This window comes from Kytococcus schroeteri (genome assembly GCF_042433515.1).
GTDB classification, from domain to species: domain Bacteria; phylum Actinomycetota; class Actinomycetes; order Actinomycetales; family Dermatophilaceae; genus Kytococcus; species Kytococcus schroeteri.
In genome coordinates this window covers 100,727-123,338 of the sequence record NZ_JBHLVH010000012.1, presented here as the reverse complement: position 1 = coordinate 123,338, position 22,612 = coordinate 100,727, and the positions used below count along the sequence as shown (strand labels likewise).

The window sequence follows — 22,612 nt, the reverse complement described above, 5'->3', positions numbered from 1 at the left end:
GAAGTCCTCAGATCATGCCCGGGACCTCGACCCCTACCCCCAAGCACCCACGCTCAACTCCGAAGAGCCCAATACCCACCCACGGGCCGCTCCGCCAGCGCATTTTCTCGGGTCCCGCTTGGCGGAGATACGGGTAACCCTCGGTCGGCAATTGCTCTAGGCTAGCAAACCATGGGCCGGGTCGCCAAGCGTAGAAAAACCGATCTAGCCATCTAACATCCCTCATCCCAAAACCTTCCCTAACATTCGATGAGTGGCGGGCTCCAACGTCCCGCCACTCATCGAATCCGAAGATTACCCGCAGCATCCACTCCAACTGCTGGAAGCGCTCGCCACGATCGAGTCGTACATCGGGGCCTCGGTCGCCATCATCTGAAGATCCATCAGGGACATTGTGATTACTTTCTGACAGGGCGCAACTCTTGCGCCCTGTCATTCAAGCTACAGTCAAGGAGAATGCGACGCAAGACTCTTCTATAACGTTTTCCCCAAGATGTCTGGCTGCCCTCAGCCCGACAGGCCGTGCACGTGCTGCCTCACCCAGGCGTGCATGGCGACGGCCGCGGCCGCCCCGGCGTTGATCGAGCGCGTCGACCCCAGCTGCTCGATGTGGAGGACCACCTCGCAGCGCTCCTGCACCTCGGGGGTGAGCCCCGGCCCCTCCTGCCCGAAGACCATGACGCACTCGGCCGGCAGCCCGAACCCCTCGATGCCGACGGAGCCGGGCACGTTGTCGATGCCGATCAGCGGCAGCCCGGTCCCCCCGTCGCGCCGGGGAGCGGCCGCCGCCCATTCCGCGAGCGCCGCGGCATCGGGGTGGTGGAGCTCGTGCTGGTAGCGGTCGGTGACCATCGCCCCCCGCCGGTTCCAGCGCCGCCGGCCGACGACGTGGAAGGCCGCCACGTTGAACGCGTTGGCCGTGCGGATGACCGAGCCGATGTTGAAGTCGTGCCCCCAGTTCTCCACCGCCACGTGCAGCCCGGTCCGGCGGGTGTCCAGGTCGGCCACGATCGCCTCGTGCCGCCAGTACCGGTAGGCGTCCACGACGTTGCGGCGGTCCCCCTCACGCAGCAGCTCGGGGTCCAGGTGGGCGGGCAGCTCACCATCGGGGCCCTGCGGCCACGGCCCCACCCAGGGGCCCACCCCCACCTCGCGCTCGACCGGCGCGGTCTCGTCCTCGGGGGAGCTCGGGCGCGTGTCGGTCACGCGGTCATCCTGCCGCAGCGGGCGCCGGACCGGCCGCGCGGGCAGTCTCCTCCTCCTGCCGGCGCAGCCCCCGCGCGATGCCGGGCAGACGCCACCCGGTGACCACCAGTGAGAGCAGCGAGGCGGCGCCCAAGGCGAGGAAGGCCGTGCGTGGGTCCACCAGTCCACCGATCACGGCGCCGATGGACAGGGCGCACACGGTGCCCAGCTTGAGCAACCCGCTGAAGGCCGCCATGACGGCGCCGCGGCGCTCGTCGGGTGTGCTCGTGACCACCACGGTGACGGCACTGGCCACCACGAGCGCCTGCATCACGCCGAGCGCCACCTGCCCGGCCACGTAGAACCCGAAGTGCGGGGCCACGCCGATGCCGAGCAGGGCCACACCACCGATCACCAGGCCCGTCACCAGCGTCCACACGCGCTGGGACGGGGCCAGGATGCGGGCGGTCACCCACGCGCCGGCCACCCCGCCCACGGCGGCGAACGCCTCGCTCAGTCCGTACTGCGCCTCGGAGGCCCCCAGCGGCCCACGCACCAGGAACACCTCGATGACGTTGGACGCCCCCTGGAAGATCATGAAGCAGAACATCACCAGCACCACCGTGCCGGCCGCGGGCACCGACCGCACCGCGGCGATGCTGCGCGAGAGCTGCCCGAAGGGGGTGCGACGCCAGAAGCGTGCCCACGGGCCGGCCTCGTGCGCGGCCCGGCGGGCCTCCTCGCGGGCCTCGGCCAGCAGCGCGTCGTCCGGGCCGCCACGGCGGGTGGCCACGGTGAGCGCCGGCACCATCACCAGGGCCACGAGCGCCGCGGTCACGGCCAGGGCGCCCACCGCCGACCACCAGCCCACGAGCACGCCGCCCACGCCGGCGCCCAGCGGGCCGGCCACGCTGCTGACGCCCTGCTGCCAGGAGGCCACGGCGCCCACGCGGTCGACGCCCACGATGCGGGGCACAAGGGCGTCCCACACGGGCTGGTTGAAGGTGGACCCCACCTGGTAGAGGAAGGCCAGCGCGACCACCACCGGCAGGGCCACCGAGGCGGGGGCCAGCGCGATGGCGAGCGCCACGCCGACGGCGCCCACCACCTGCACGGCCACGCCGCCGACGAGGATGCGGCGCGAGTCGTGCTGGTCGGCTACGTCGCCGGCCGTACCCATGAAGAACAGCGCCGGCAGGGCCACGGCCACCATCACCGCGGCCATGGCGCCCGAGCCCTGGCCGGAGGCCTGGACCCACAGCATGAGCACCACCATGAGCATGCGGGAGGCCGCCACCACCAGGCCACGGCCGGCGATCACGCGGGGGACGTCACGCACCTGCCAGATGCCCTCCCGGGCAGGAGCCGACGGCTCCGCCCCGGCGGGGGCACGGTGCAGGGTGGCAGGCATGCTGCGACCCTAGACGGGCGTGTGACCCGAATCACGTCCGAACGGTAACGATTTCGTTCGGATCCGCCACTGTGCGGGCCTCAGGCCAGGCCGATGTCGGACAGCCCCAGCGCAGCGCGGTACTCCACACCGGCCCCCTGGATGACCTCGGCGGCCCCCGAGGAGCGGTCCACGATGACGGCCACGGCCACCACCTCGGCCCCCGCCTCGCGGACGGCCTCGACGGCGGTGAGCGGCGAGTTGCCGGTGGTGGAGGTGTCCTCCACCACGAGCACGCGGCGGCCCGCGATGGACGGCCCCTCGATGCGCTGCTGCAGCCCGTGGGCCTTGCCCGCCTTGCGCACCACGAAGGCGTCCAGCTGGCGGCCCTGCGCGGCGGCGGCGTGCAGCATCGCGGTGGCCACCGGGTCGGCGCCCATGGTGAGGCCGCCGACGGCGTCGAACTCGAGGTCCTCGGTGAGCTCCAGCATCACCGCGCCCACCAGCGGGGCGGCGCTGCCGGAGAGGGTGACCCGGCGCAGGTCCACGTAGTAGTCGGCCTCCTTGCCGGAGGAGAGCGTCACCTTTCCGTGCACGACGGCGTCGGAGGCGATGGTCTCGGCGAGGGTGCGGGCGGACTGCGAGGTGGTCGTCATGCGTCGGAGGGTACCGAGGCGTCCTCGTCGGCCTCCGAGGTCGTCGCTCCCGCGTCCACCGCTCCCGCTCGCGCCGGCTCCGGCGCCTGGGAGGAGGAGACCACCCGGCGCGCCCGCCCCCGCAGGGCGCGCTCCTGCTCGTCCACCTTGGCCGAGAGCGCCATGACCACCCGGCGCGGCAGGCGGGGCAGCACCAGGGCGGCCACCTTGTACGGCAGGCCCGGCACGCAGGTCACCTCGCGGGAGCCCACCGCCTCGAGGGACTCGCGCACCACCTGGTCGGGGTGCAGCCAGGCCCACTCCGGCGCGCCGGCGAACTCCTCCCCCATCCGCTGGTGGAACTCGGTGTGGGTCAGCCCCGGCGCCAGCGCCTGCACGTGCACGCCCGTTCCGCGCAGCTCCATCGCCAGGCCCTCGGTGAAGGTGCGCACCCACGCCTTGGCGGCGCCGTACGTGCCGTACGGCAGCCACCCGGCCACCGACGAGACGTTGATGACGATGCCGTGGCCGTCGGCCACCATGCGGCGCGCGGCGGCCTGGCTGAGCACCATCACCGCGCGCACCATGACCGCCAGGGCGTCCTCCTCGTCCTCGATCTCCGAGGCGAGGAAGGCCGTGCCCAGCCCGTAGCCGGCGTTGTTGACGAGCACCTCCACGGCGTCCTCGTCCTGCTCCAGGCGGCGCACCACGCGCTCCATGTCCTGACGCTGCGAGAGGTCGGCGGTGAGCACCTCGGTGGGCACGCCGAAGTGGGTGCCCAGGTGCACGGCCAGCGCCTCCAGGCGCTGACGGTCGCGGGCCACGAGCACGATGCCGTAGCCCTTGGCGGCCAGCTGGGTGGCGTACTCCTTGCCGATGCCGGATGAGGCGCCGGTGACCAGCGCCATCGGACGCGGGGTGGGGGCGGGTGCGGTGTCCATGGGGGCAGTCTCCACCACGAGGTCCGGCCACGCACACCTGCTCACCTACAGTGACCCCGTGCGCATCGCTACCTGGAACGTCAACTCCCTCCGTGCCCGGATCGACCGGGTGGCGGACTTCCTCAAGCGTCACGACGTGGACGTCCTGGCCCTCCAGGAGACCAAGGTCAAGGACGACAAGTTCCCGCGCGAGCGCTTCGACGAGCTGGGCTACGAGATCGCCTTCCACGGCCTCAACCAGTGGAACGGCGTGGCCATCGCCTCCCGGGTGGGCCTGCAGGACGTGACCGTCGCCTTCCCCGAGCAGCCCGGCTGGGGTGACGACGAGCCCGTGGTGGAGGCCCGCGCCCTGGGCGCCACGGTCGGCGGTGGCACGCGCGAGGACGGCACCGCCGTGCCCCGCGTCCGCCTGTGGAGCCTCTACGTGCCCAACGGCCGCGAGATCGGCCACCCGCACATGGACTACAAGCTGCGCTGGCTGCACACCCTGGCCGGCCACGCCGGGCAGTGGGCCGCCGAGGAGACCCCGCTGGTGCTCATGGGCGACTTCAACGTGGCCCCGCTGGACACCGACGTGTGGGACATCGCGGCCTTCGAGGGGCTCACCCACGTGACCCCGCCGGAGCGTGAGGCGTTCGGGGCCCTCGAGCAGGCCGGGCTGGTGGACGTGGTGCGCCCGCACACCGAGACCGACACGTACACCTACTGGGACTACCAGCAGCTGCGCTTCCCCAAGCGCCAGGGCATGCGCATCGACTTCGCCCTGGGCTCGCCCTCCTTCGCCGAGCTCGTGACGGGCGCGTTCGTGGACCGTGAGGAGCGCAAGGGCAAGGGCACCAGCGACCATGCCCCCGTGGTGGTGGAGCTGGGCGGCTCCGAGGCCGGGACACGCGCATGACCCCGTACGCGGTCGCCGTCGTGGGTGCGGGCTTCGCCGGCGTGGCCGTGGTGGACGCCCTGGCCCGCGCAGGCGTGCGCGACGTGGTGGTGGTGGACGAGCGCGGGGCGGTGGGTGGCCGGTGGCTCGACCGCCACGACCCCGGCGCCCGCAGCCGCGGCTCGCTCAGCGAGTCCACCCTGCGCCACCGCGACCGCACCCCCGCCGAGCGCTCCCCCTCCGCCCCGGCGATGGTGGGCTACCTGCAGCGGGTGGGGGCGTGGGCCGGCATCGGGCAGAAGCTGGTGCACGACCGGGTGACCCGCGCCGCGCAGCAGTCCGACGGCTCGTGGACCCTCACCCTGGCCTCCGGGAGCCAGCTGCACGCCCGGGCCCTGGTGCTGGCCACGGGGCACGAGGGCGAACCGGTGGTGCCCGAGGTGCGCGGCACCGACGCCTTCGAGGGGCCCCTGCTGCACACGCACGTGTGGCAGTCCGACCTGGACCTCGCCGGGCGTCGTGTGGCCGTCCTGGCCCCCGGCGTGGACGGCCGGTCCCCTGCGGCCGGCCACCTCTCGGCCACCGAGCACGTGCACACCGCCGCTGCGCTGGCCGAGCAGGGCGCGGACGTGCTGGTCTTCTCCCCCGGGCAGCCCTGGGTGCTGCCCGAGCGCCCCGACGCCGACCCGGTGGACCTCTGGACAAGCAACCGCCGCGTGGACGCCGCCGGGCAGCGACTCCGCGACGTGGGCCGCGTGGTCCGCACAGGTCTGCCGCCGGCCGCCCGCGTGCCGTGGGCACTCGCCGAGGGCGCCCTGGACCCCACCCCGCTGCCGTGGCAGCGCGCGATGCAGGCCTCCACCGCCCTGGCCCGACAGCACCTGGACCCCGAGGCGGTGGAGCTGCACCACGCCTCCTCGCCGCTCTCGCGCGGCACCGTGCGGTCCGAGGCGTGGTTCGAGCAGGTGGCCGCAGGGGGCATCACGCTGCACCGCACCGCCGTGCACCGTATCGCCCCCGATGCCGTGGTGGACGTCCAGGGAACCCGTCACCGCGTGGACGCCCTCGTGCTGGCCACCGGCGCGCACCCGGTGGGCCCGGGCGCCGGCATCGAGGGACTCGACGCCGCCGACGGCGGCCTCCTGGCCGACTGGGCTCCGCACCTGGGCACGCTCGGCCGCGTGCCCAACCTGTTCGTCACCCACGGCCCCGCCTCCGACCTCCCGGTGGGCGGTGACGCCGCCCTGCACGGGGCACGCGCCGCGCTGGTCGCCCGGCTCGTGCGCACCCTGGTGTCCAGCGACGCCCGGCGGGTGGTGGCCACCCCCCGGGCGGTCGAGGCCTGGGAGCGTCGTGTGACGGACCTGCAGCGCCGCGCCGGGCTGGTGCCCGACCCGCAGGCGGTCATGTGGCCGGGACTGCGCCGCGACCTCCTCCGGCTGCTGCGCGGACGACCGGAGGACTTCGTCCTGTCCTGACCACTCGTGCTGTCCTGACCGCCCGGTGCGGGGTGGAACGATCCACCCGTGCGCTCCCTGCTCCGGCGGCCACACGGACGCCGACGTGCGCGCCATCCTGCTGCTGGCCGTGGCCCTGCTGGCCACCGACCTGACCAACACGCTCCTGTCCAACGGGGGGCTACTGGGGTGATGTCACGGCGGTACGCATGCGGCGCATCCTCTCCAGCCGGTACTACGCCAAGCTGCTCTCCCTGCCGCAGCGCCACTTCGACCGCGAGCTCACCGGCACGGTGATCAACCGGCTCTCGCGCAACATCTCCGAGACCACGCAGTTCCTCAACGGGTTCGCCAACAACTTCCTGCCCATGCTGCTCACCACCGCCGCGGTGCTGGTGGTCTCGGCCTGGTACTCGTGGTGGCTGGCGCTGGTGCTGCTCATCGTGTTCCCCCTGTACGTGTGGCTGACGACGCTCACCAGCGCCCTGGACACCCGCAGCGAGCGTCAGGTGCAGGCCGGGCTGGACGAGCTCATGGCCGGGCGCACCTCGCTGATCATCGCCCACCGCCTCTCCACGGTGCACACGGTGGACCGCATCGAGACGCTCAAGGACGGCCGCATCGACGAGGTGGGCACGCCCGCGGAGCTGGCCCGCTCCGGTGGGCTCTACGCCGAGCTGCTCGCGCTGCAGGAGTCCGGGTCGGCCGCCGACCGAAGGCGCCTGCGGCAGTACGACCTCTCGGTGTGACACCTCCCACCGGGGGCTCCGGGTGCGAGGCGCCGGGGGTCCGCGGCAGAGTGGAGGCATGAGCGAGAAGACGCCGCAGACCGCCGGGACCGACCCCGTCACCCGGTTCCCCAGGATCACCGCCCCCGAGCAGGACCAGGACTTCCCCGGCCTGGACGCCCAGCTGGAGCCCACCGCCGACCTCGGCGAGGACAGCTACCGCGGCCACGGCCGCCTGGCCGGCATGCGGGCCCTCATCACCGGCGGCGACTCCGGCATCGGGGCCGCCGTCGCCATCGCCTACGCCCGTGAGGGCGCGGACGTGGCCATCAACCACCTGCCGGACGAGCAGGAGGACGCCGACCGCATCGTGGCCCTCGTGGAGGCCGAGGGGCGCCGCGCCGTCTCCATCCCGGCCGACCTGACCACCCGCGAGGAGTGCGACACCCTCGTGGACCGCGCCGTGGAGGAGCTCGGCGGGCTGGACATCCTCGTGAGCAACGCCGGCAAGCAGGCGTCGGTGCCGGACATCACGCAGATCAGCGACGAGCAGTTCGACCTGACGATGCGCACCAACGTGTACGCCATGTTCTGGCTGTGCCGCGCCGCCGTGCCGCACCTGCAGCCGGGGTCGAGCATCATCATCACCACCTCCGTGCAGGCCTACTCCCCCAGCGACCACCTGCTGGACTACGCCACCACCAAGGCGGCGGAGAACGGGTTCGGCAAGGGCCTGGCCAAGCAGCTGGCACCGAAGGGGATCCGCGTGAACCTCGTGGCGCCGGGGCCCATCTGGACGCCGCTGCAGGTGGTGGAGGGGCAGCCCAAGGAGAAGCTGCCGACCTTCGGGCACAAGCAGCCGCTGGGCCGGGCGGGGATGCCGGCCGAGCTCGCCGGGGCGTACGTCTTCCTGGCCAGCGACGACGCGAGCTACGTGGTGGGCGAGACGCTCAACGTGAACGGCGGCGCCGACAGCCCGTGAGCCGGCGGCCGTCGGGGGGCGGGCGGGGGCATTGCGGTCGCCCCCGCCCCCCGCTAGTTTTCCACGTGACAGGACGGGGCAAGGGGCCCACCGGGTCCGCCGTCCACGGGGTGGACGCCCGGGTCCTGCACCACACCGAGGGGATCCCATGAAGACCGTCGTCCGTCGTACCGTCGCCGTCCTGGCCGCTGCTGGCCTGGGGCTCGGCCTCGCCCCGGCCGGGGGCCACGCCGCCGCGCCCACCGCCGACAGCACCAGCACGACCGCCACCGCCACGGCCACCTCGCCCGAGCAGCTGAAGCCGGGCGTCCACCGATGGGGCGGTCGGGACCGCTACGACACGGCCCGGATCGTGGCCGAGCACTACGGCCGGGCGTACACCGCCTACATCGCCTCCGGCCAGAGCTCCGCCGACGCGCTCACCGCCAGCGCGGCCGCTGCCCCGGGCTCCGACCCTGAGGCCCCGGACCGTGGCAAGGACGCGCCCGTGCTGCTGGTGCGCAAGCACGCCATCCCCCAGGCCACCGACCAGGCCCTGTGGGCGATGAACACCATGGGAGTGAAGCTCCTCGGCGGCCCGGACGCCATCGCGCCGGAGACGGCCCACGGCTTCATCGCCTCGGAGTACTTCTTCGAGCAGATCGGGGGCAGCGACCGCTACGCCACCAGCGCCAAGGTCGCGAAGCGCTTCCGCCCGGGCGTCAAGACCCTGTACGTGGTCTCCGGCGCCGACGCCTCGTTCCCCGACGCGCTGGCGGCCGGCGCCCTCGCCGGGTCGCAGGACGTCCCACTGCTGCTCACCCACCCCACCCGTGCCAAGCGGTCCACCCTCGATGCCGTGCGTGCCCTCAAGCCGAAGCGCGTGGTCGTGGTGGGGGGCACCCGGGCGTTCTCCGCCTCGGTCGCTCGCACCCTCGGGGCCACGGAGCGCATCGCCGGTCGGGACCGCTACGAGACCGCCGCCAAGGTGGCCGACCGGTTCGGCGACCACGACACGGTGATGGTGGCCAGCGGCACCACCTACCCGGACGCACTGACCGGTGGCGCGCTCGCGGCCACGTGGGACGTCCCGGTGCTGCTGACCCGTCCTGACCGTCTTCCGGACGCCACCCGCAAGCAGCTCCTGGACGAGCACGTCTTCCGCGCCGTCATCCTCGGCGGCGAGAAGGCCGTCTCCGCCAGGACGGCGATCCAGCTCTGCCACGCCATCTGCGGCAACTGAACGCCCGGGCCTCGGCCCGCCCCTGACCCGGCGGGCCGGGCGTCCTGGTGAGCCCTCGCTGGCATCACCCCGGTCGAACTCGGCACCGGTGCCGTTCTCGGCCTGACACCCAACCCAATCCCGCACCGGTGCGGAACTCGACTGTCGAGTTCCGCACCGGTGCGGTTCTCGCGGCCGTGTCAGCTCGAGTTCAGCACCGGTGCGGATCTCGCGACGCCCCTTCCCGCACAGCTCAGCGGCAACCCCACCGAACGCGCGGCCTGTGGACGACCACCGCCCCGCCATCCCCCGGACGCGGCACTCTTGGGACATGCACGAGGGGGATTCCTGGTTCAGGACAGCGCGGGGGCGACGGGTGGAGACCTCCCACGGACCGACGACCCGCGACGCCTTGCACCGTCAAGGCGCCTGGAGCCCCACGCAGGGTCTGATGGTCCCAGCCGACCTCGCGGGACCAAGCATCGTGCGGGCAGTGCTGTCCACGCTGCCCGAGCACCTCGTCGCCAGCCACATCACCGCCGCACGCTTCCACGGGATCCCCCTCCCCACGCCGTGGCAACGTGACGAACCGGTTCACGTCTCAGCCCGCCCGCCGCACCGGGCACCTCAACGCCGTGGGGTCCGCGGACACCAGGACGCTGCGCTCGAGGCCGTGGAGGTCGATGGTGCTCGCTGCGCCTCCCTGCTCACCACCTGGCGTGGGCTGGCCACGATGTTGGGAGAGCGGGACCTGACGGCCGCGGCCGACTGGCTCATCGGACGGGACTGCCCGCTCACCGGCACGCTCACCGTGGAGGACCTCGCCCGGTCGCTGGCGCCGGGTGGCCGGGGAGCCGGGCGCGCACGTGCAGCCCTAGCCATCGCCGACGGGGACGCGGCCTCCCCAAGGAGTCCCACCTGCGCCACCTGGTGCTCTCCTGGGGAGTCCCCGCTCCCGAGGTGAACGCCGACGTGCACGACGACCACGGCCAGTGGCTCGGGTGCAGCGACCTCGTGTGGCGCTCCCGCAAGGTGGCCGCGGAGTACGAGGGGGACCACCACCGCACCGACCGGCGTCAGTGGCAACTCGACATCGAACGCATCCGGCTGTACGAGGCTGCCGGGTGGACGGTCATCCGTGCGACGAGCCGTGACCTGAGTCGTCCCGCACGTCTGCGCGAGGCCCTCTTGCGGGCGTTGGAGGATTCCGGCACCCGCGCCGCATGACCGCTGCCCGCTCCTCCCCCGGCCCTGGCGCGCCGGCCCTTCCAATCCCGCACCGGTGCCGTTCTCGGCCTGACACCCAACCCGATCCCGCACCGGTGCTGAACTCGACTGTCGAGTTCAGCACCGGTGCGGTTCTCGCGGCCGTGTCAGCTCGAGTTCCGCACCGGTGCGGAACTCGCCGACCGCCCACACGCGCGAGCCCCTCCCCGACGTCGGGGAGGGGCTCGCGCGTCGTCGACCTCGCCGGGCCGGGCGTCAGGCCACGCGCAGCCCGGTCACCCGGCCGGTCCCGGCGTCCGAGGGCTCCTCGGTGTCCACGTCGATGGTGACCACCTGCCCGTCGCGCACCGTGCCGGCCAGCAGCGAGCGGGCAAGGGTGTCGCCCACCGCGGTCTGCACCAGCCGGCGCAGCGGTCGGGCGCCGAACGCCGGGTCGTACCCCTGGTCGGCCAGCCACGCCCGGGCGGCGTCGGTGACCTCCAGCGTGATGCGCCGGTCGGCCAACCGCCGGGCCAGCGCGTCCACCTGCAGGTCCACGATGCTGCCGATCTCCTGCCGGCTCAGCGGCTCGAACACCACCGTGTCGTCCAGGCGGTTGAGGAACTCGGGCTTGAAGTGCGCCCGCACCGCCGCCATCACACCCTCACGCCGCGCCGCCGGGTCCTGGGTGGGGTCCACCAGGAACTGCGAGCCCAGGTTCGAGGTCATGATGAGGATGGTGTTGCGGAAGTCCACCGTCCGGCCCTGCCCGTCGGTGAGGCGCCCGTCGTCGAGCACCTGCAGCAGGATGTCGAAGGTCTCCGGGTGCGCCTTCTCCACCTCGTCGAGCAGCACCACCGAGTAGGGACGGCGCCGCACCGCCTCGGTCAGCTGACCGCCCTCCTCGTGGCCCACGTAGCCGGGGGGCGCACCCACCAGCCGTGCCACCGCGTGCCGCTCGGAGTACTCGGACATGTCGATGCGGACCATCGCCCGCTCGTCGTCGAACAGGAAGTCCGCCAGCGCCTTGGCCAGCTCGGTCTTGCCCACGCCGGTGGGACCCAGGAAGAGGAACGAGCCGGTGGGCCGGTCGGGGTCGGCGATGCCGGCCCGCGAGCGCCGCACGGCGTCGCTCACCGTGCGCACGGCCTCGGTCTGCCCGATGAGGCGCTCACCCAGGAAGTCCTCCATGCGCAGGAGCTTCTCGGTCTCGCCCTCCAACAGGCGCCCGGCCGGGATGCCCGTCCAGCTGGCGATCACCTCGGCGATGTCGTCGGCGGTGACGGCCTCGGACACCATCGGGTCCTCCGGGCCGTCGGCCGCCTCGGAGCGCTCGGCCTCGGCCAGCTCCGCCTCGAGGGCGGGCACGTCGCCGTAGAGCAGCTTGGACGCACCGGCGTAGTCGCCCTCGCGCTGCAGCTTCTCGGCCTGCGTACGGGCCTCGTCGAGGCGGACGCGCAGGTCACCCAGGCGGTTGAGGCCCTGCTTCTCGGCCTCCCAGCGCGCGGTGAGGCTCGAGAGCTCCTCCCGCTTGTCCGCGAGCTCCTCCCGCAGCGTGGCCAGCCGCTCGGCGGACGCCTCGTCGGTCTCGGCGGCCAGGTGCATCTCCTCCATGGCCATCCGGTCCACGGCCCGACGCAGGGTGTCGATCTCCATCGGGCTGGAGTCGATCTCCATGCGCAGGCGACTGGCGGCCTCGTCGATGAGGTCGATCGCCTTGTCCGGCAGCTGCCGGTGGGTGATGTACCGGTCGCTCAGCGTGGCGGCGGCCACCAGGGCGGAGTCCTCCACGGTCACCTTGTGGTGCGCCTCGTAGCGCTCCTTGAGCCCGCGCAGGATGGCGATGGTGTCCACCACCGAGGGCTCACCCACGAACACCTGCTGGAAGCGGCGCTCCAGGGCGGCGTCCTTCTCGATGTTCTCGCGGTACTCGTCGAGCGTCGTGGCACCCACGAGCCGCAGCTCGCCGCGCGCCAGCATCGGCTTGAGCATGTTGCCGGCGTCCATGGAGCCGTCACCGGTGCCGCCGGCGCCCACCACGGTGTGCAGCTCGTCGATGAAGGTGACGATCTGCCCGTTGCTGGCCTTGATCTCCTCCAGCACGGCCTTGAGCCGCTCCTCGAACTCGCCACGGTACTTGGCGCCGGCCACCATCGCCCCCAGGTCGAGGCTGATGAGGCGCTTGCCCCGGAGCGACTCGGGCACGTCGCCGTCGACGATGCGCTGGGCCAGGCCCTCCACGACGGCGGTCTTGCCGACGCCGGGCTCGCCGATGAGCACCGGGTTGTTCTTGGTGCGGCGGCTGAGCACCTGCACCACGCGGCGGATCTCGGCGTCGCGCCCGATCACGGGGTCCAGACGCCCCTCGCGCGCGACGGCCGTGAGGTCGGTGCCGTACTGCTCCAGGGCCTCGGAGCCGTTCTGCGGGTTCTCGCTGGTCACCTTCTGCCCGCCGCGCAGGACGTCCAGCTCGGTGGCCACGGCCTTCGCGTCACCCTGCACGGCGCCGGTCTCCACCAGGGCGAGAGTGAGCACGTCGAGGGCGAGGTGGGTGTCCCCGCGCGCGGTCATGATGGTGTGCGCCTGCTGCAGGACGCGCAGGGCCTGCTGGCCGAGTTGGGGGGTCTGGCCGGTGGCCGACGGCTGGGTGGACAGCGCCTGCCGGGCGGCGGCGCCGGCCGCCTCGGGGGTGGTGCCGGCGGCGGCGAGCAGCGCCTTCACGGCGTCGTCACCGACCGCGGTCAGGGCGGCCACGAGGTGGTCGGGGGTGATCTCGGGGTGCCCGCCCGCCTGTGCGTCGCGCTGGGCGATGGCGAGCACCTCGGCCACGAGGGTGGTCGGGTTGAGGTCCATGGGTCTCCTCGGACTGGTCGGGTGGTGCGTCCGGTGGGCCCGGGCGCCTGTCGTCTGTAGGTGTCAACGACCCCGAAGTTGAGTCCATTCCACTCAACCCACCACGGGTGGAGGCGGCATGCCCCCCCCCGGTCGGACTCGGCGGAACGACGCGGAGGACAGCCCGGTGCACCGCGCCCCGGGGAAATTGCGCCGGGCCTCTTCCCCGGCTACCTTGCAGGGACCGGCCCGGGGTCCTCCTGTGCCACATCTCGGTCGCACCGCCAGTCCCGACGATGCGGCCACGTCACACCACTCATGATTGGGGAAATGTCGTGATGAACTCCACCTCCCGCAAGGCCATGGGCGCCCTGGGCGTCGTCGGCCTCGCGCTGACCGCCGCCCCGGCCGCCGTCGCCGCCGGTGGCAACGCCGCTGCCGAGCAGGGCACGGCGGGCGACTACATCGTGCTGCTGAACCAGTCGGCCAAGGTCGCCAGCGCTGGTGGTCTGGACACCGCGTCCGGCAAGGCCGCCGCTCAGGCGCACACCAACCGCGTCGTCGAGGGCTTCAAGGCCGACGGCATCGAGGTGAAGCGCACCTACTCGACCCTGGGTGGCTTCTCGGCCACGCTGACGGCCGAGCAGGCCGCCGAGCTCCAGAACGACCCGGCCGTCGCCGAGATCGCCAAGGACTTCAAGGTCCGCGCCTACGACACGCAGAAGAGCCCGAAGTCCTGGGGCCTGGACCGCGTCGACCAGCCCAAGCTCCCCCTGGACGACAGCTACTCCTACAACGCCACCGGCAAGGGCGTGACCGCCTACGTCGTGGACACCGGCCTCAACCCGAAGCACCAGGAGTTCACCGGCCGCGTCGGCCAGGGTGCGGACTTCGTGGGCGGCGGCACCGCCGACTGCTCCGGTCACGGCACCCACGTGGCCGGCACCGTGGCGGGCACCGTGTCCGGCGTGGCCAAGGAGGCCACCGTGGTCCCGGTCCGCGTGCTGGACTGCGAGGGCAGCGGCACCGGCGAGACGATCATCGGCGGCGTGGACTGGGTTGCGGCCAACGCCAAGAACCCCGGCGTCGTGAACATGAGCCTCGGCGGCCACGCCGACCAGCCCGTCTTCGACGAGTTCATCGCCCGTCTGACCGACGCCGGCCTGCTCACCGTGACCGCGGCGGGCAACGACGAGATGGACGCCTGCGGTGGCTGGCCCGGCAACTCGCCGGCCGCCCTGAACGTGGGCTCCACCGACCGCACCGACTCGATGTCGTCGTTCTCCAACTTCGGCAAGTGCGTGGACATCATGGCCCCCGGCTCCGGGATCATCTCGGCCGACTTCGAGACCACCTCCGGCTTCACCTCGATGGACGGCACCTCCATGGCCGCCCCGCACGTGGCCGGTGCTGCGGCCCTCTACCTCGAGAAGAACCCGAAGGCCACCCCGGCCCAGGTCACCGAGGCCATCCTCGGGAGCGCCACCAAGGACGCCCTGAAGGGCCTGCAGGGCTCCCCCAACCTGCTGCTCAACACCACGGAGCTGGTCAAGGACGACCCGAAGCCCGAGCCGGAGCGTGAGCTGCTGCGCTGGGGCGGCAAGGACCGCTACGAGACCGCCGCCGAGGTCGCCACCTCCGGCCAGAAGTCCGCCGCCACGGTCTACCTGGCCTCCGGTCAGGGCTTCTCCGACGCGATGACCAGCTCCAACGCGGCCGCCGGCAGCGCGCGCACCGCCGCCCTCCCGGGTGACGGCGACGTCCCGACCCTGCTGACCCGCACCGGCTCCCTGCCGGCCTCCACCAAGGCCGCCCTGCAGAAGCTGGGCACCAAGTCCGTCACCGTCATCGGTGGCGAGAAGGCCGTCTCCCCGGCCGTCGAGGCCGAGCTCAAGGCCATGGGCCTGGGCGTGAAGCGCATCTCCGGCGGCGACCGCTACGAGACCAGCGCCAACGTCGCCAAGCGCTTCGGCTCCGGCGTGGACACCCTCTACGTGGCCTCCGGTGAGGACAAGGCCTACGCCGACGCCCTCGCGGGTGCCGCACTGGCCGGCTCGAAGCAGGCCCCCGTCCTGCTGACCCGTCCGGACCAGGCGGACGCCGTCACGATGGACGCCGTCAAGTCCCTGGCCCCGAAGAAGGTCGTCGTGCTGGGTGGCCCCGCCGCCGTGTCCGACGCCGTGGCCAAGCAGGTGGGCGCCTCCGAGCGTCTCGCCGGCGCCGACCGCTACGAGACCTCCGTGGCGATCGCCAAGAAGTTCGAGGGCGAGAAGTACAACTTCTTCGCCACCGGCCACGACTACGCCGACGCCCTGTCCGGCGGCACCATGGCTGCCAACCAGGACAGCCCGCTGCTGCTGACCCGCCAGCAGGCCCTGCCGGGCTCCGTCGGTGCCTACGTCAAGGCCGACCCCGCCGACCACAACGTGATCGTGGGTGGCCCGGCCGCCGTCTCCACCACCGTGGAGGCCAGCCTGAAGGCGGCCCTGGGCATCAAGTGACCCGCCCGGTGGTGAGCGCCCCGCGCTGACCACCCACGGTCCCGACGAGGGCCCCGACCACACCGTGGTCGGGGCCCTCCGTCATACCCCGGATGGAGCCGTTGCCGGACGGGCGGGAGCGTGTTGAGTGTCACGCCGCCGGGGGCTAGGTTGCGTCCTCGGGACGGGGGATCCTCCCCCGCTGACCGCGGCCGACCGGCCGGCAGCGGCAGGTGCCTGACACACAGAGGGGTAGCTTCGTGATCAACAACGCTTCGCGCCAGGCCGTTGGGGCCCTAGGCATCGTCGGTCTCTCGCTGAGCGCGGTCCCGGCGGCCGTCGCCACCGGCGGCGCCAGCGACCAGCAGGCCGAGAAGGCCGAGTACGTGGTGATGCTCCAGCAGCCGGCCAAGGTGGCCCAGGCCGGCGGCCTGCACACCGCGTCTGGCAAGGCAGCCGCCCAGGCCCACACGGATGCCGCCGTCCGGCGCATCGAGGCCACGGGCATCGAGGCCACGCAGACCTACCGCACGCTGGGCGGCTTCTCCGCCGAGCTCACGGCCGAGCAGGTGGCCCAGCTCGAGGCCGACCCGAGCGTCGCCCTGGTGAGCGAGAACCGCGAGTACCGGGTCACCGGCACCCAGTCCACCCCGCCCTCGTGGGGTCTGGACCGCATCGACCAGAAGGACCTCCCGCTCGACGCCAAGTACACCTACCCGTCGACGGGTGCGGGCGTGAACGTCTTCGTGCTCGACACCGGCCTGCGCTCCACCCACACGGACTTCAAGGGGCGCACCAAGCCCGGCCACAGCGTCATCGACGACGGCATGGGCACCACGGACTGCCACGGCCACGGCACGCACGTGGCCGGCACGGCTCTGGGCACCCAGTACGGCGTGGCCAAGGGAGCCACCGTCACGCCGGTGCGCGTCCTGGACTGTGACGGCTTCGGCGACTCGCGGGGCACGATGGCGGGCATCGACTGGATCGCCTCGAAGGCCAAGGGCCCGTCCGTGATGAACATGAGCCTGGGCAGCACCCAGCCCGGCGAGGACCCCGCTGAGGCAGCGGCGCTCTCCCGCCTCGAGGACGCTGGTGTGTTCATCGCGATGGCAGCCGGCAACGAGAGCGAGGACGCCTGCGACTACGCCCCCGGCAACGGCAAGGCCGGCCTCAACGTCGGCTCCACCGACCGCACCGACTCGATGTCGTCGTTCTCCAACTTCGGCACGTGCGTCGACGTCCTGGCCCCCGGCAGCGACATCGTGTCGGCCGGCCACGGCGCGGACGACGCCCACCAGACCATGTCCGGCACGTCCATGGCCTCGCCGCACGTGGCGGGCGCCGGCGCGCTGTACCTGGAGAAGCACCCCCAGGCCACCCCGGCCCAGGTCAAGAAGGCCATCCTGGACGCCGCCGCGGTCGACAAGATCAGCAACGTCAAGGGTTCCCCGAACCTGCTCCTCAACGTGCAGCGCCTGCTGACCGACCCCGAGCCGGGGCGCGACCTGATCCGTATCGGCGGGGCCGACCGCTACGAGACCGCCGCCAAGCTGGCCCTCAAGGACCGCAAGACGGCCGACACCGTCTTCATGGCCTCCGGCCAGGGCTTCGCCGACGCCATGTCCGCCGGCTCCGCGGCCCACACCCGGGCCCGGTCGATGCCGGACGGCGGCAAGGACGCCCCCGTGCTGCTGACCCGCACCGACCGCGTGCCGGCCTCCACGGCCAAGGCGCTCTCCTCCCTGAAGGCGAAGAAGGTCGTGCTGGTGGGTGGCGAGAAGGCCATCTCCGCCAAGGTGGCCTCCCAGCTGAAGGCCAAGGGCCTGGTGGTCGAGCGCATCGGTGGCGCCAACCGCTACGAGACCAGCGCCAACGTGGTCAAGCGCTTCGGCAAGGGCGTGAACACCCTGTACGTCGCCTCCGGTGACGACTCCGCCTACGCCGACGCCCTCGCGGGCTCGGCCCTGGCCGGCTCCCAGGACGCGCCCGTGCTGCTGACGCGTCCGACCAAGGTCGCCCCCGTGACGCAGCAGGCTGCCGACAACGCGGCGGCGAAGAAGGTCGTGGTGCTCGGTGGTCCCGCCGCCGTGAGCAACACCGTGGCCTCGAAGCTGGGCGCCACCTCGCGCCTCGCCGGTGCGGACCGCTACGCCACCTCGGTGCAGATCGCCAAGAAGTTCGGCAAGCACCAGTGGACCTTCGTCGCCTCCGGCATGGACTACCCGGACGCCCTGACCGGCGGCGCGCTGGCGGCCAGCAAGGACAGCCCGCTGCTGCTCACCCGCGACAACCGCCTGCCGGCCGTGGTGAACAGCTTCGTCAAGGCCGCGCCGACCCAGCACACCGCCATCATCGGTGGCCCGTCCGCCGTCTCCACCACCGTGGAGTCCAGCCTGAAGGCCGCCCTGGGCATCAAGTGAACCGATCGGGGGTGAACGCCCGGCGTTGACCCCGCGATCCCAACGAGGGGCCCTGACCGCACTGCGGTCGGGGCCCCTCTGGCGTCTCCGACGCCCATCGCCCACCCCTGGGTGGAGGAGACGCATCATCCTCTGGCATGAGACAGGTCACGGTTTGATACCGAAGCCCCTGGGGCTCCTCGCGAGGGGTTCCGCCCGTGGGGGGATTCTGAGAGGTTGCTCACACCCATCCCATCCCATCCATACAAGGAGATCCTGTGGCAACTCACCGCACCCTGTCGCGAGCCGTCACCGCCCCGGCGATGGCGATCGCGCTGGCCGGTCTGGTCGTCCCCGCAACGGTGGCAGCCCCGGCCGACCGCACCCCCTCGGAGGCCGAGGTGCTGGCCGTCACCGAGGGCGCGGCCCGCGACGCGGCCGCCCAGCAGGAGTTCACCGACGGCGCGTACGTCGTGACCTTCCGCGACCAGCCCACCATCGCCTACGACGGCCACCTGGCGGGCCTGGCGGCCACCAGCCCGGCCAAGGGTGCGTCCCTGAACCGCGCGAGCGCCGCGGTGAAGCGCTACGAGAGCCATCTGGTGCAGCGCCAGGACGCCGCTCTGGCCTCCGTCGGTTCCCCCAAGCCCGTGGTCCGCTACACCACGGCCCTGTCCGGCGTGGGTGTGCACCTCACCGGCGAGCAAGCCGCCCAGCTGGCCCGTTCCGCCGACGTGCTCGGCGTGACCCCCGCAGAGACCCTGCAGCCCACCACCAGCGAGTCCCCCGAGTTCCTGGGCCTCACCGGCCCGAACGGCGTGTGGGCGCAGCAGGGCGGCCTGCAGGGCGAGGGCGTCGTCGTCGGCGTCATCGACTCCGGCATCTCGTACCACAACCCGAGCTTCTCCCCCGAGGGCATCCAGGCCCCGCCGGCCGGCTGGAAGGGCGCCTGCAAGACCGAGGCCGCCCAGGACTTCCCCGCCGACGCCTGCAACAACAAGCTCATCGGTGCCCGCTTCTACGTGGACGGCTTCGGCCGCTCCCGCATCGCCGACCACGAGTCCCTCTCCCCGCTGGACGTGGGCGGCCACGGCTCGCACACCGCCAGCACCGCCGCCGGCAACTCGGGCGTGAAGGCCATGGTCAACGGCCAGGAGCACGGCGTCATCTCCGGCATGGCGCCCAAGGCGCACGTGGCGGCCTACAAGGTCTGCTGGGACGAGAAGGACGGCGACGGCGGCTGCAACACCATGGACTCCGTCAAGGCCATCGACGACGCGGTGGCCGACGGCGTGGACGTCATCAACTACTCCATCTCCGGGACCTCGAGCAACTACGTGGACCCGGTCGAGATCGCCTTCATGAACGCCGCCGCCCACGGCATCTTCGTGGCGGCCTCCTCGGGCAACTCCGGCCCCAAGGCGTCCACCACCAACCACCCCTCCCCGTGGCTCACCACGGTGGCCGCCTCCACGCACCGCGTGTCCGAGAACACCGTGGTGACCGGTGACGGCAAGCGCTACATCGGTGCCTCCATCACCAAGGCCCTGCCGAGCTCCCCGCTGGTGCTCGCCGAGGACGTGGCCGCCGCCGGGGCCGACCCGGCCAAGGCCGCGCTGTGCTTCCCCGGCACCCTGGACCCGGCCAAGGTGGCCGGCAAGATCGTGGTCTGCGACCGCGGCGAGAACGCCCGCACCGAGAAGTCGGACGTGGTGGCCAAGGCCGGTGGCGTGGGCATGGTGCTGGTGAACACCAGCGACAGCTCGCTGGACACCGACGCGCACGTCATCCCGACCGTGCACCTGGCGCACACGCACCGCGAGGCCATCCGCGCCTACGCCAAGCAGCAGGGCGCCACCGCGGAGATGCTGGAGACCAATGAGGGCTCCACCACCCAGGTGCCCGAGATCGCCGGGTTCTCCTCGCGCGGCCCGTCGCTGGGCGGCGAGGGCGACATCCTCAAGCCCGACGTGTCCGCCCCCGGCGTGGGCGTGCTGGCGGCCTACGCCACCCCCGAGCGCGGCGCCGACGTGTGGAACTACAGCTCCGGCACGTCCATGAGCTCCCCGCACATCGCGGGCCTCGCCGCGCTGGTCAAGCAGGCCAACCCCGAGTGGTCCCCGATGGCGGTCAAGTCGGCCATCATGACCACCGCCCGCGACCACGCGAGCGCCGCCAGCAACGACCCGTTCGCCACCGGCGCCGGGTTCGTGGAGCCGCGGAAGATGCTCTCCCCCGGCCTCGTCTACGACGCCGGCGAGCAGGACTGGTGGGACTTCCTGGCCGGCCAGGGCGTGACCCGCGGCGGCAAGCCCGTCTCGGACAACCCCATCGACGCCTCGGACCTCAACCAGGCCTCGATCGCCGTGGGCCAGCTGCTGGGCCAGAAGACCGTCACGCGCACCGTCACCAACACCACCGGCAAGGCCACCACGTGGACCGCCAAGGTGTCCGGTGTGGACGGCGTGCAGACCACCGTGAGCCCGTCCACCGTCTCGCTGAAGCCGGGCGAGTCGGCGGAGGTGAAGATCACCTTCAAGAACCTCACCCTGGCCAAGGACGCATGGGCCAAGGGCTCGCTCACCTGGTCGGCCGCGGGCCAGAACGACGTGCGCTCCCCCATCGCCGTGCGTGCCGGTGAGCTCAAGGCGCCCAGCCTGGTGAAGGGCAAGAGCACCGACGAGGAACTCACCATCCCGATGACGGCCGGCCGCGACCGCGACGTCAACCTGTCCACGCGTGGCCTCGTGCCCGCCGTGGAGGTGCGCGGCGAGGTGGGCATGCCCTCCAACCGCAACGAGCTGGTGGTGGACGACCCCAACAACCTGCGCTGGGACTTCGCCGGACCGCGCTACGGCTCGCTGTGGACCGAGATCATCCCCGACGACCCGTCGGTGGACCTCGACCTCTTCGTCACCTACAAGGGCACCAGCCTCAAGGTGGGCCAGGCGGCCACCGCCGGCGCGGCCGAGCGCATCCTCATCCCGACCCTGCTGCTGCAGGACGACTACACGGTGCACGTGCAGGCCTACGACCTGAAGGGCGCGACGAAGACCGGCGTGACCCTGCGCAGCTTCGTGCTGCCGGAGAAGGGCGACGCGGGCAACCTGACCTTCGCCAACCCCTTCAGCCTGAAGGCCGGCGTGGAGCAGAAGATCCCGGGCAAGATCTCCGTGGACGACACCTCCAAGGCCTGGTTCGGCAAGGTGACCACCACCGACGTGGGCCGCAGCTACCCGATGCTGGGCGAGACCTACGTGCTGCTCGAGCCCGGCCAGGAGGAGACCCCCGAGCCGAGCCTGCGCCGCCTCGAGGGACGTGACCGCTACGCCACGGCCGCCGAGGTGGCCAAGGAGTTCGGTACCTCCGAGACGGTCTACATGGCCTCCGGCCAGGGCTTCGCCGACGCGATGTCGAGCACGGCCGCAGCCGGCTCCGGCATGGTGCGCACGCAGTCGATGCCCGACGAGGACGGCAAGGAGGTGCCGGTGCTGCTGACCCGTCAGGACCGCATCCCGGCCCAGACCACCGAGGCGCTCAAGGCTCTGGGCGCCAAGCGCGTCATCCTGGTGGGTGGCGAGACCGCCGTCTCGGCGAAGGTGGCCGACGAGCTGGAGGCCAGCGGTCTGTCGGTGGAGCGCATCTCCGGCGCCAACCGCTACGAGACCAGCGCCAACGTGGCCAAGGACTTCGGCACCGGCGTGGACACGCTGTACGTGGCCTCCGGTGACGACAAGGCCTTCGCCGACGCGCTGGCCGGCTCGGCCCTGGCCGGCTCGAAGGACGTGCCGGTGCTGCTGACCCGTGGCGACAAGGTGCTGCCCGTGACCCGCAACGCGGTGCGCTCGCTCGCGCCGAAGAAGGTCGTGGTGCTGGGCGGCGACGACGTGGTCTCGCAGAAGGTGGCCGACGAGCTGGGTGCCACCGAGCGTCTGGCCGGCCCCAACCGCTACGCCACGGCCGTCGAGGTGGCCAAGCAGTTCCCCGCCGGCTACGACTTCACCGCCGTGGCCACCGGTGCGGACTACCCGGACGCCCTGACCGGTGGCGCCCTGGCGGCCAAGGAGGGCGGCCCGCTGCTGCTGACCCGCCCGGACCGCCTGCTGAAGGTGGTGGGTGACCACGTGGCCGCCCACCCGACCCAGACCGTGGTGCTGGGCAGCACGGCCGCGGTCTCGCAGGACGTGGAGGACGCGCTCAAGGACCTGCTGGGCCTGTGACGCACCCCGGTGGTGGCCCACCCCCATCGCGCCGCCACCGGACCACGACGAAGGCCTCGACCGGAACCATCCGGTC

The 22,612-nt window shown here is 72.4% G+C and carries 16 protein-coding genes; 11 read left to right on the top strand and 5 right to left on the bottom strand.

What is annotated here, in order from left to right; genetic code table 11:
* The first annotated feature begins 253 nt into the window (after positions 1-253).
* Entirely contained in the window at positions 254-376 is a 123-nt protein-coding gene (locus ACFFHC_RS05775; protein WP_269149656.1) for a hypothetical protein, read from the top strand.
* A gap of 131 nt (positions 377-507) precedes the next feature.
* On the opposite strand, the gene ACFFHC_RS05770 is transcribed toward ACFFHC_RS05775, so the two are convergent.
* The 4 genes from ACFFHC_RS05770 to ACFFHC_RS05755 all read right to left on the bottom strand — a co-directional run bounded on the left by ACFFHC_RS05770 (position 508) and on the right by ACFFHC_RS05755 (position 4,151).
* Positions 508-1,206: a TrmH family RNA methyltransferase gene (locus ACFFHC_RS05770; RefSeq protein ID WP_070705434.1), complete on the bottom strand. Its 699-nt coding sequence runs from the start codon at positions 1,204-1,206 to the stop codon at positions 508-510.
* A gap of 4 nt (positions 1,207-1,210) precedes the next feature.
* Positions 1,211-2,596 (bottom strand): MFS transporter, encoded by a 1,386-nt coding sequence (locus ACFFHC_RS05765; protein ID WP_141494503.1) that lies wholly within the window; start codon positions 2,594-2,596, stop codon positions 1,211-1,213.
* Between the two features lie 80 nt (positions 2,597-2,676).
* Positions 2,677-3,231, bottom strand: a complete 555-nt coding sequence (gene pyrE / locus ACFFHC_RS05760) for an orotate phosphoribosyltransferase (protein WP_070705018.1) — start codon at positions 3,229-3,231, stop codon at positions 2,677-2,679.
* Entirely contained in the window at positions 3,228-4,151 is a 924-nt protein-coding gene (locus tag ACFFHC_RS05755; RefSeq protein ID WP_070705015.1) for an SDR family NAD(P)-dependent oxidoreductase, read from the bottom strand. The genes pyrE and ACFFHC_RS05755 overlap by 4 nt, the downstream gene beginning before the upstream one ends.
* Positions 4,152-4,209: 58 nt before the next feature.
* Here ACFFHC_RS05755 and ACFFHC_RS05750 point away from each other — a divergent pair, with 58 nt between their 5' ends.
* From ACFFHC_RS05750 to ACFFHC_RS05720, 7 genes are all read left to right on the top strand, one after another.
* The gene (locus ACFFHC_RS05750) at positions 4,210-5,049 is read left to right on the top strand and encodes an exodeoxyribonuclease III (protein ID WP_141494502.1); all 840 of its coding nucleotides are present in this window, start codon (positions 4,210-4,212) and stop codon (positions 5,047-5,049) included.
* Positions 5,046-6,506, top strand: coding sequence for a flavin-containing monooxygenase (locus ACFFHC_RS05745; RefSeq protein ID WP_101850060.1), 1,461 nt, complete (start codon positions 5,046-5,048; stop codon positions 6,504-6,506). Before ACFFHC_RS05750 ends, ACFFHC_RS05745 begins: the two co-directional genes overlap by 4 nt.
* 25 nt (positions 6,507-6,531) lie before the next feature.
* Positions 6,532-6,678, top strand: a complete 147-nt coding sequence (locus ACFFHC_RS05740) for a hypothetical protein (protein WP_237769696.1) — start codon at positions 6,532-6,534, stop codon at positions 6,676-6,678.
* A gap of 16 nt (positions 6,679-6,694) precedes the next feature.
* Positions 6,695-7,234: an ABC transporter transmembrane domain-containing protein gene (locus ACFFHC_RS05735; protein ID WP_070703478.1), complete on the top strand. Its 540-nt coding sequence runs from the start codon at positions 6,695-6,697 to the stop codon at positions 7,232-7,234.
* A 58-nt stretch (positions 7,235-7,292) separates the two neighbouring features.
* Positions 7,293-8,195 (top strand): SDR family oxidoreductase, encoded by a 903-nt coding sequence (locus ACFFHC_RS05730; protein ID WP_141494501.1) that lies wholly within the window; start codon positions 7,293-7,295, stop codon positions 8,193-8,195.
* 148 nt (positions 8,196-8,343) lie between these two features.
* Positions 8,344-9,417, top strand: a complete 1,074-nt coding sequence (locus ACFFHC_RS05725) for a cell wall-binding repeat-containing protein (protein ID WP_379803712.1) — start codon at positions 8,344-8,346, stop codon at positions 9,415-9,417.
* 939 nt (positions 9,418-10,356) lie between these two features.
* Entirely contained in the window at positions 10,357-10,623 is a 267-nt protein-coding gene (locus tag ACFFHC_RS05720) for a putative endonuclease domain-containing protein (protein WP_379803709.1), read from the top strand.
* A 255-nt stretch (positions 10,624-10,878) separates the two neighbouring features.
* Here ACFFHC_RS05720 and ACFFHC_RS05715 read toward each other — a convergent pair whose 3' ends face one another.
* Positions 10,879-13,455 (bottom strand): ATP-dependent Clp protease ATP-binding subunit, encoded by a 2,577-nt coding sequence (locus ACFFHC_RS05715; RefSeq protein ID WP_379803706.1) that lies wholly within the window; start codon positions 13,453-13,455, stop codon positions 10,879-10,881.
* Positions 13,456-13,772: 317 nt separating this feature from the next.
* Here ACFFHC_RS05715 and ACFFHC_RS05710 point away from each other — a divergent pair, with 317 nt between their 5' ends.
* From ACFFHC_RS05710 to ACFFHC_RS05700, 3 genes are all read left to right on the top strand, one after another.
* Positions 13,773-15,935 (top strand): cell wall-binding repeat-containing protein, encoded by a 2,163-nt coding sequence (locus ACFFHC_RS05710; RefSeq protein WP_181443119.1) that lies wholly within the window; start codon positions 13,773-13,775, stop codon positions 15,933-15,935.
* Positions 15,936-16,174: 239 nt separating this feature from the next.
* The gene (locus ACFFHC_RS05705; protein WP_379803702.1) at positions 16,175-18,337 is read left to right on the top strand and encodes a cell wall-binding repeat-containing protein; all 2,163 of its coding nucleotides are present in this window, start codon (positions 16,175-16,177) and stop codon (positions 18,335-18,337) included.
* 257 nt (positions 18,338-18,594) lie between these two features.
* Positions 18,595-22,536, top strand: coding sequence for a cell wall-binding repeat-containing protein (locus ACFFHC_RS05700; RefSeq protein WP_379803699.1), 3,942 nt, complete (start codon positions 18,595-18,597; stop codon positions 22,534-22,536).
* Positions 22,537-22,612 lie beyond the last annotated feature (76 nt).

What these genes read in the sequence shown, in the direction of transcription:
- ACFFHC_RS05735 (WP_070703478.1), top strand. Translation starts at nt 6,695, where the DNA reads ATGCGGCGCATCCTCTCCAGCCGGTACTACGCCAAGCTGCTCTCCCTG.
- ACFFHC_RS05725 (WP_379803712.1), top strand. Translation starts at nt 8,344, where the DNA reads ATGAAGACCGTCGTCCGTCGTACCGTCGCCGTCCTGGCCGCTGCTGGC.
- pyrE (WP_070705018.1), bottom strand. Translation starts at nt 3,231, where the DNA reads ATGACGACCACCTCGCAGTCCGCCCGCACCCTCGCCGAGACCATCGCC.
- ACFFHC_RS05730 (WP_141494501.1), top strand. Translation starts at nt 7,293, where the DNA reads ATGAGCGAGAAGACGCCGCAGACCGCCGGGACCGACCCCGTCACCCGG.
- ACFFHC_RS05710 (WP_181443119.1), top strand. Translation starts at nt 13,773, where the DNA reads ATGAACTCCACCTCCCGCAAGGCCATGGGCGCCCTGGGCGTCGTCGGC.
- ACFFHC_RS05745 (WP_101850060.1), top strand. Translation starts at nt 5,046, where the DNA reads ATGACCCCGTACGCGGTCGCCGTCGTGGGTGCGGGCTTCGCCGGCGTG.
- ACFFHC_RS05765 (WP_141494503.1), bottom strand. Translation starts at nt 2,596, where the DNA reads ATGCCTGCCACCCTGCACCGTGCCCCCGCCGGGGCGGAGCCGTCGGCT.
- ACFFHC_RS05715 (WP_379803706.1), bottom strand. Translation starts at nt 13,455, where the DNA reads ATGGACCTCAACCCGACCACCCTCGTGGCCGAGGTGCTCGCCATCGCC.
- ACFFHC_RS05755 (WP_070705015.1), bottom strand. Translation starts at nt 4,151, where the DNA reads ATGGACACCGCACCCGCCCCCACCCCGCGTCCGATGGCGCTGGTCACC.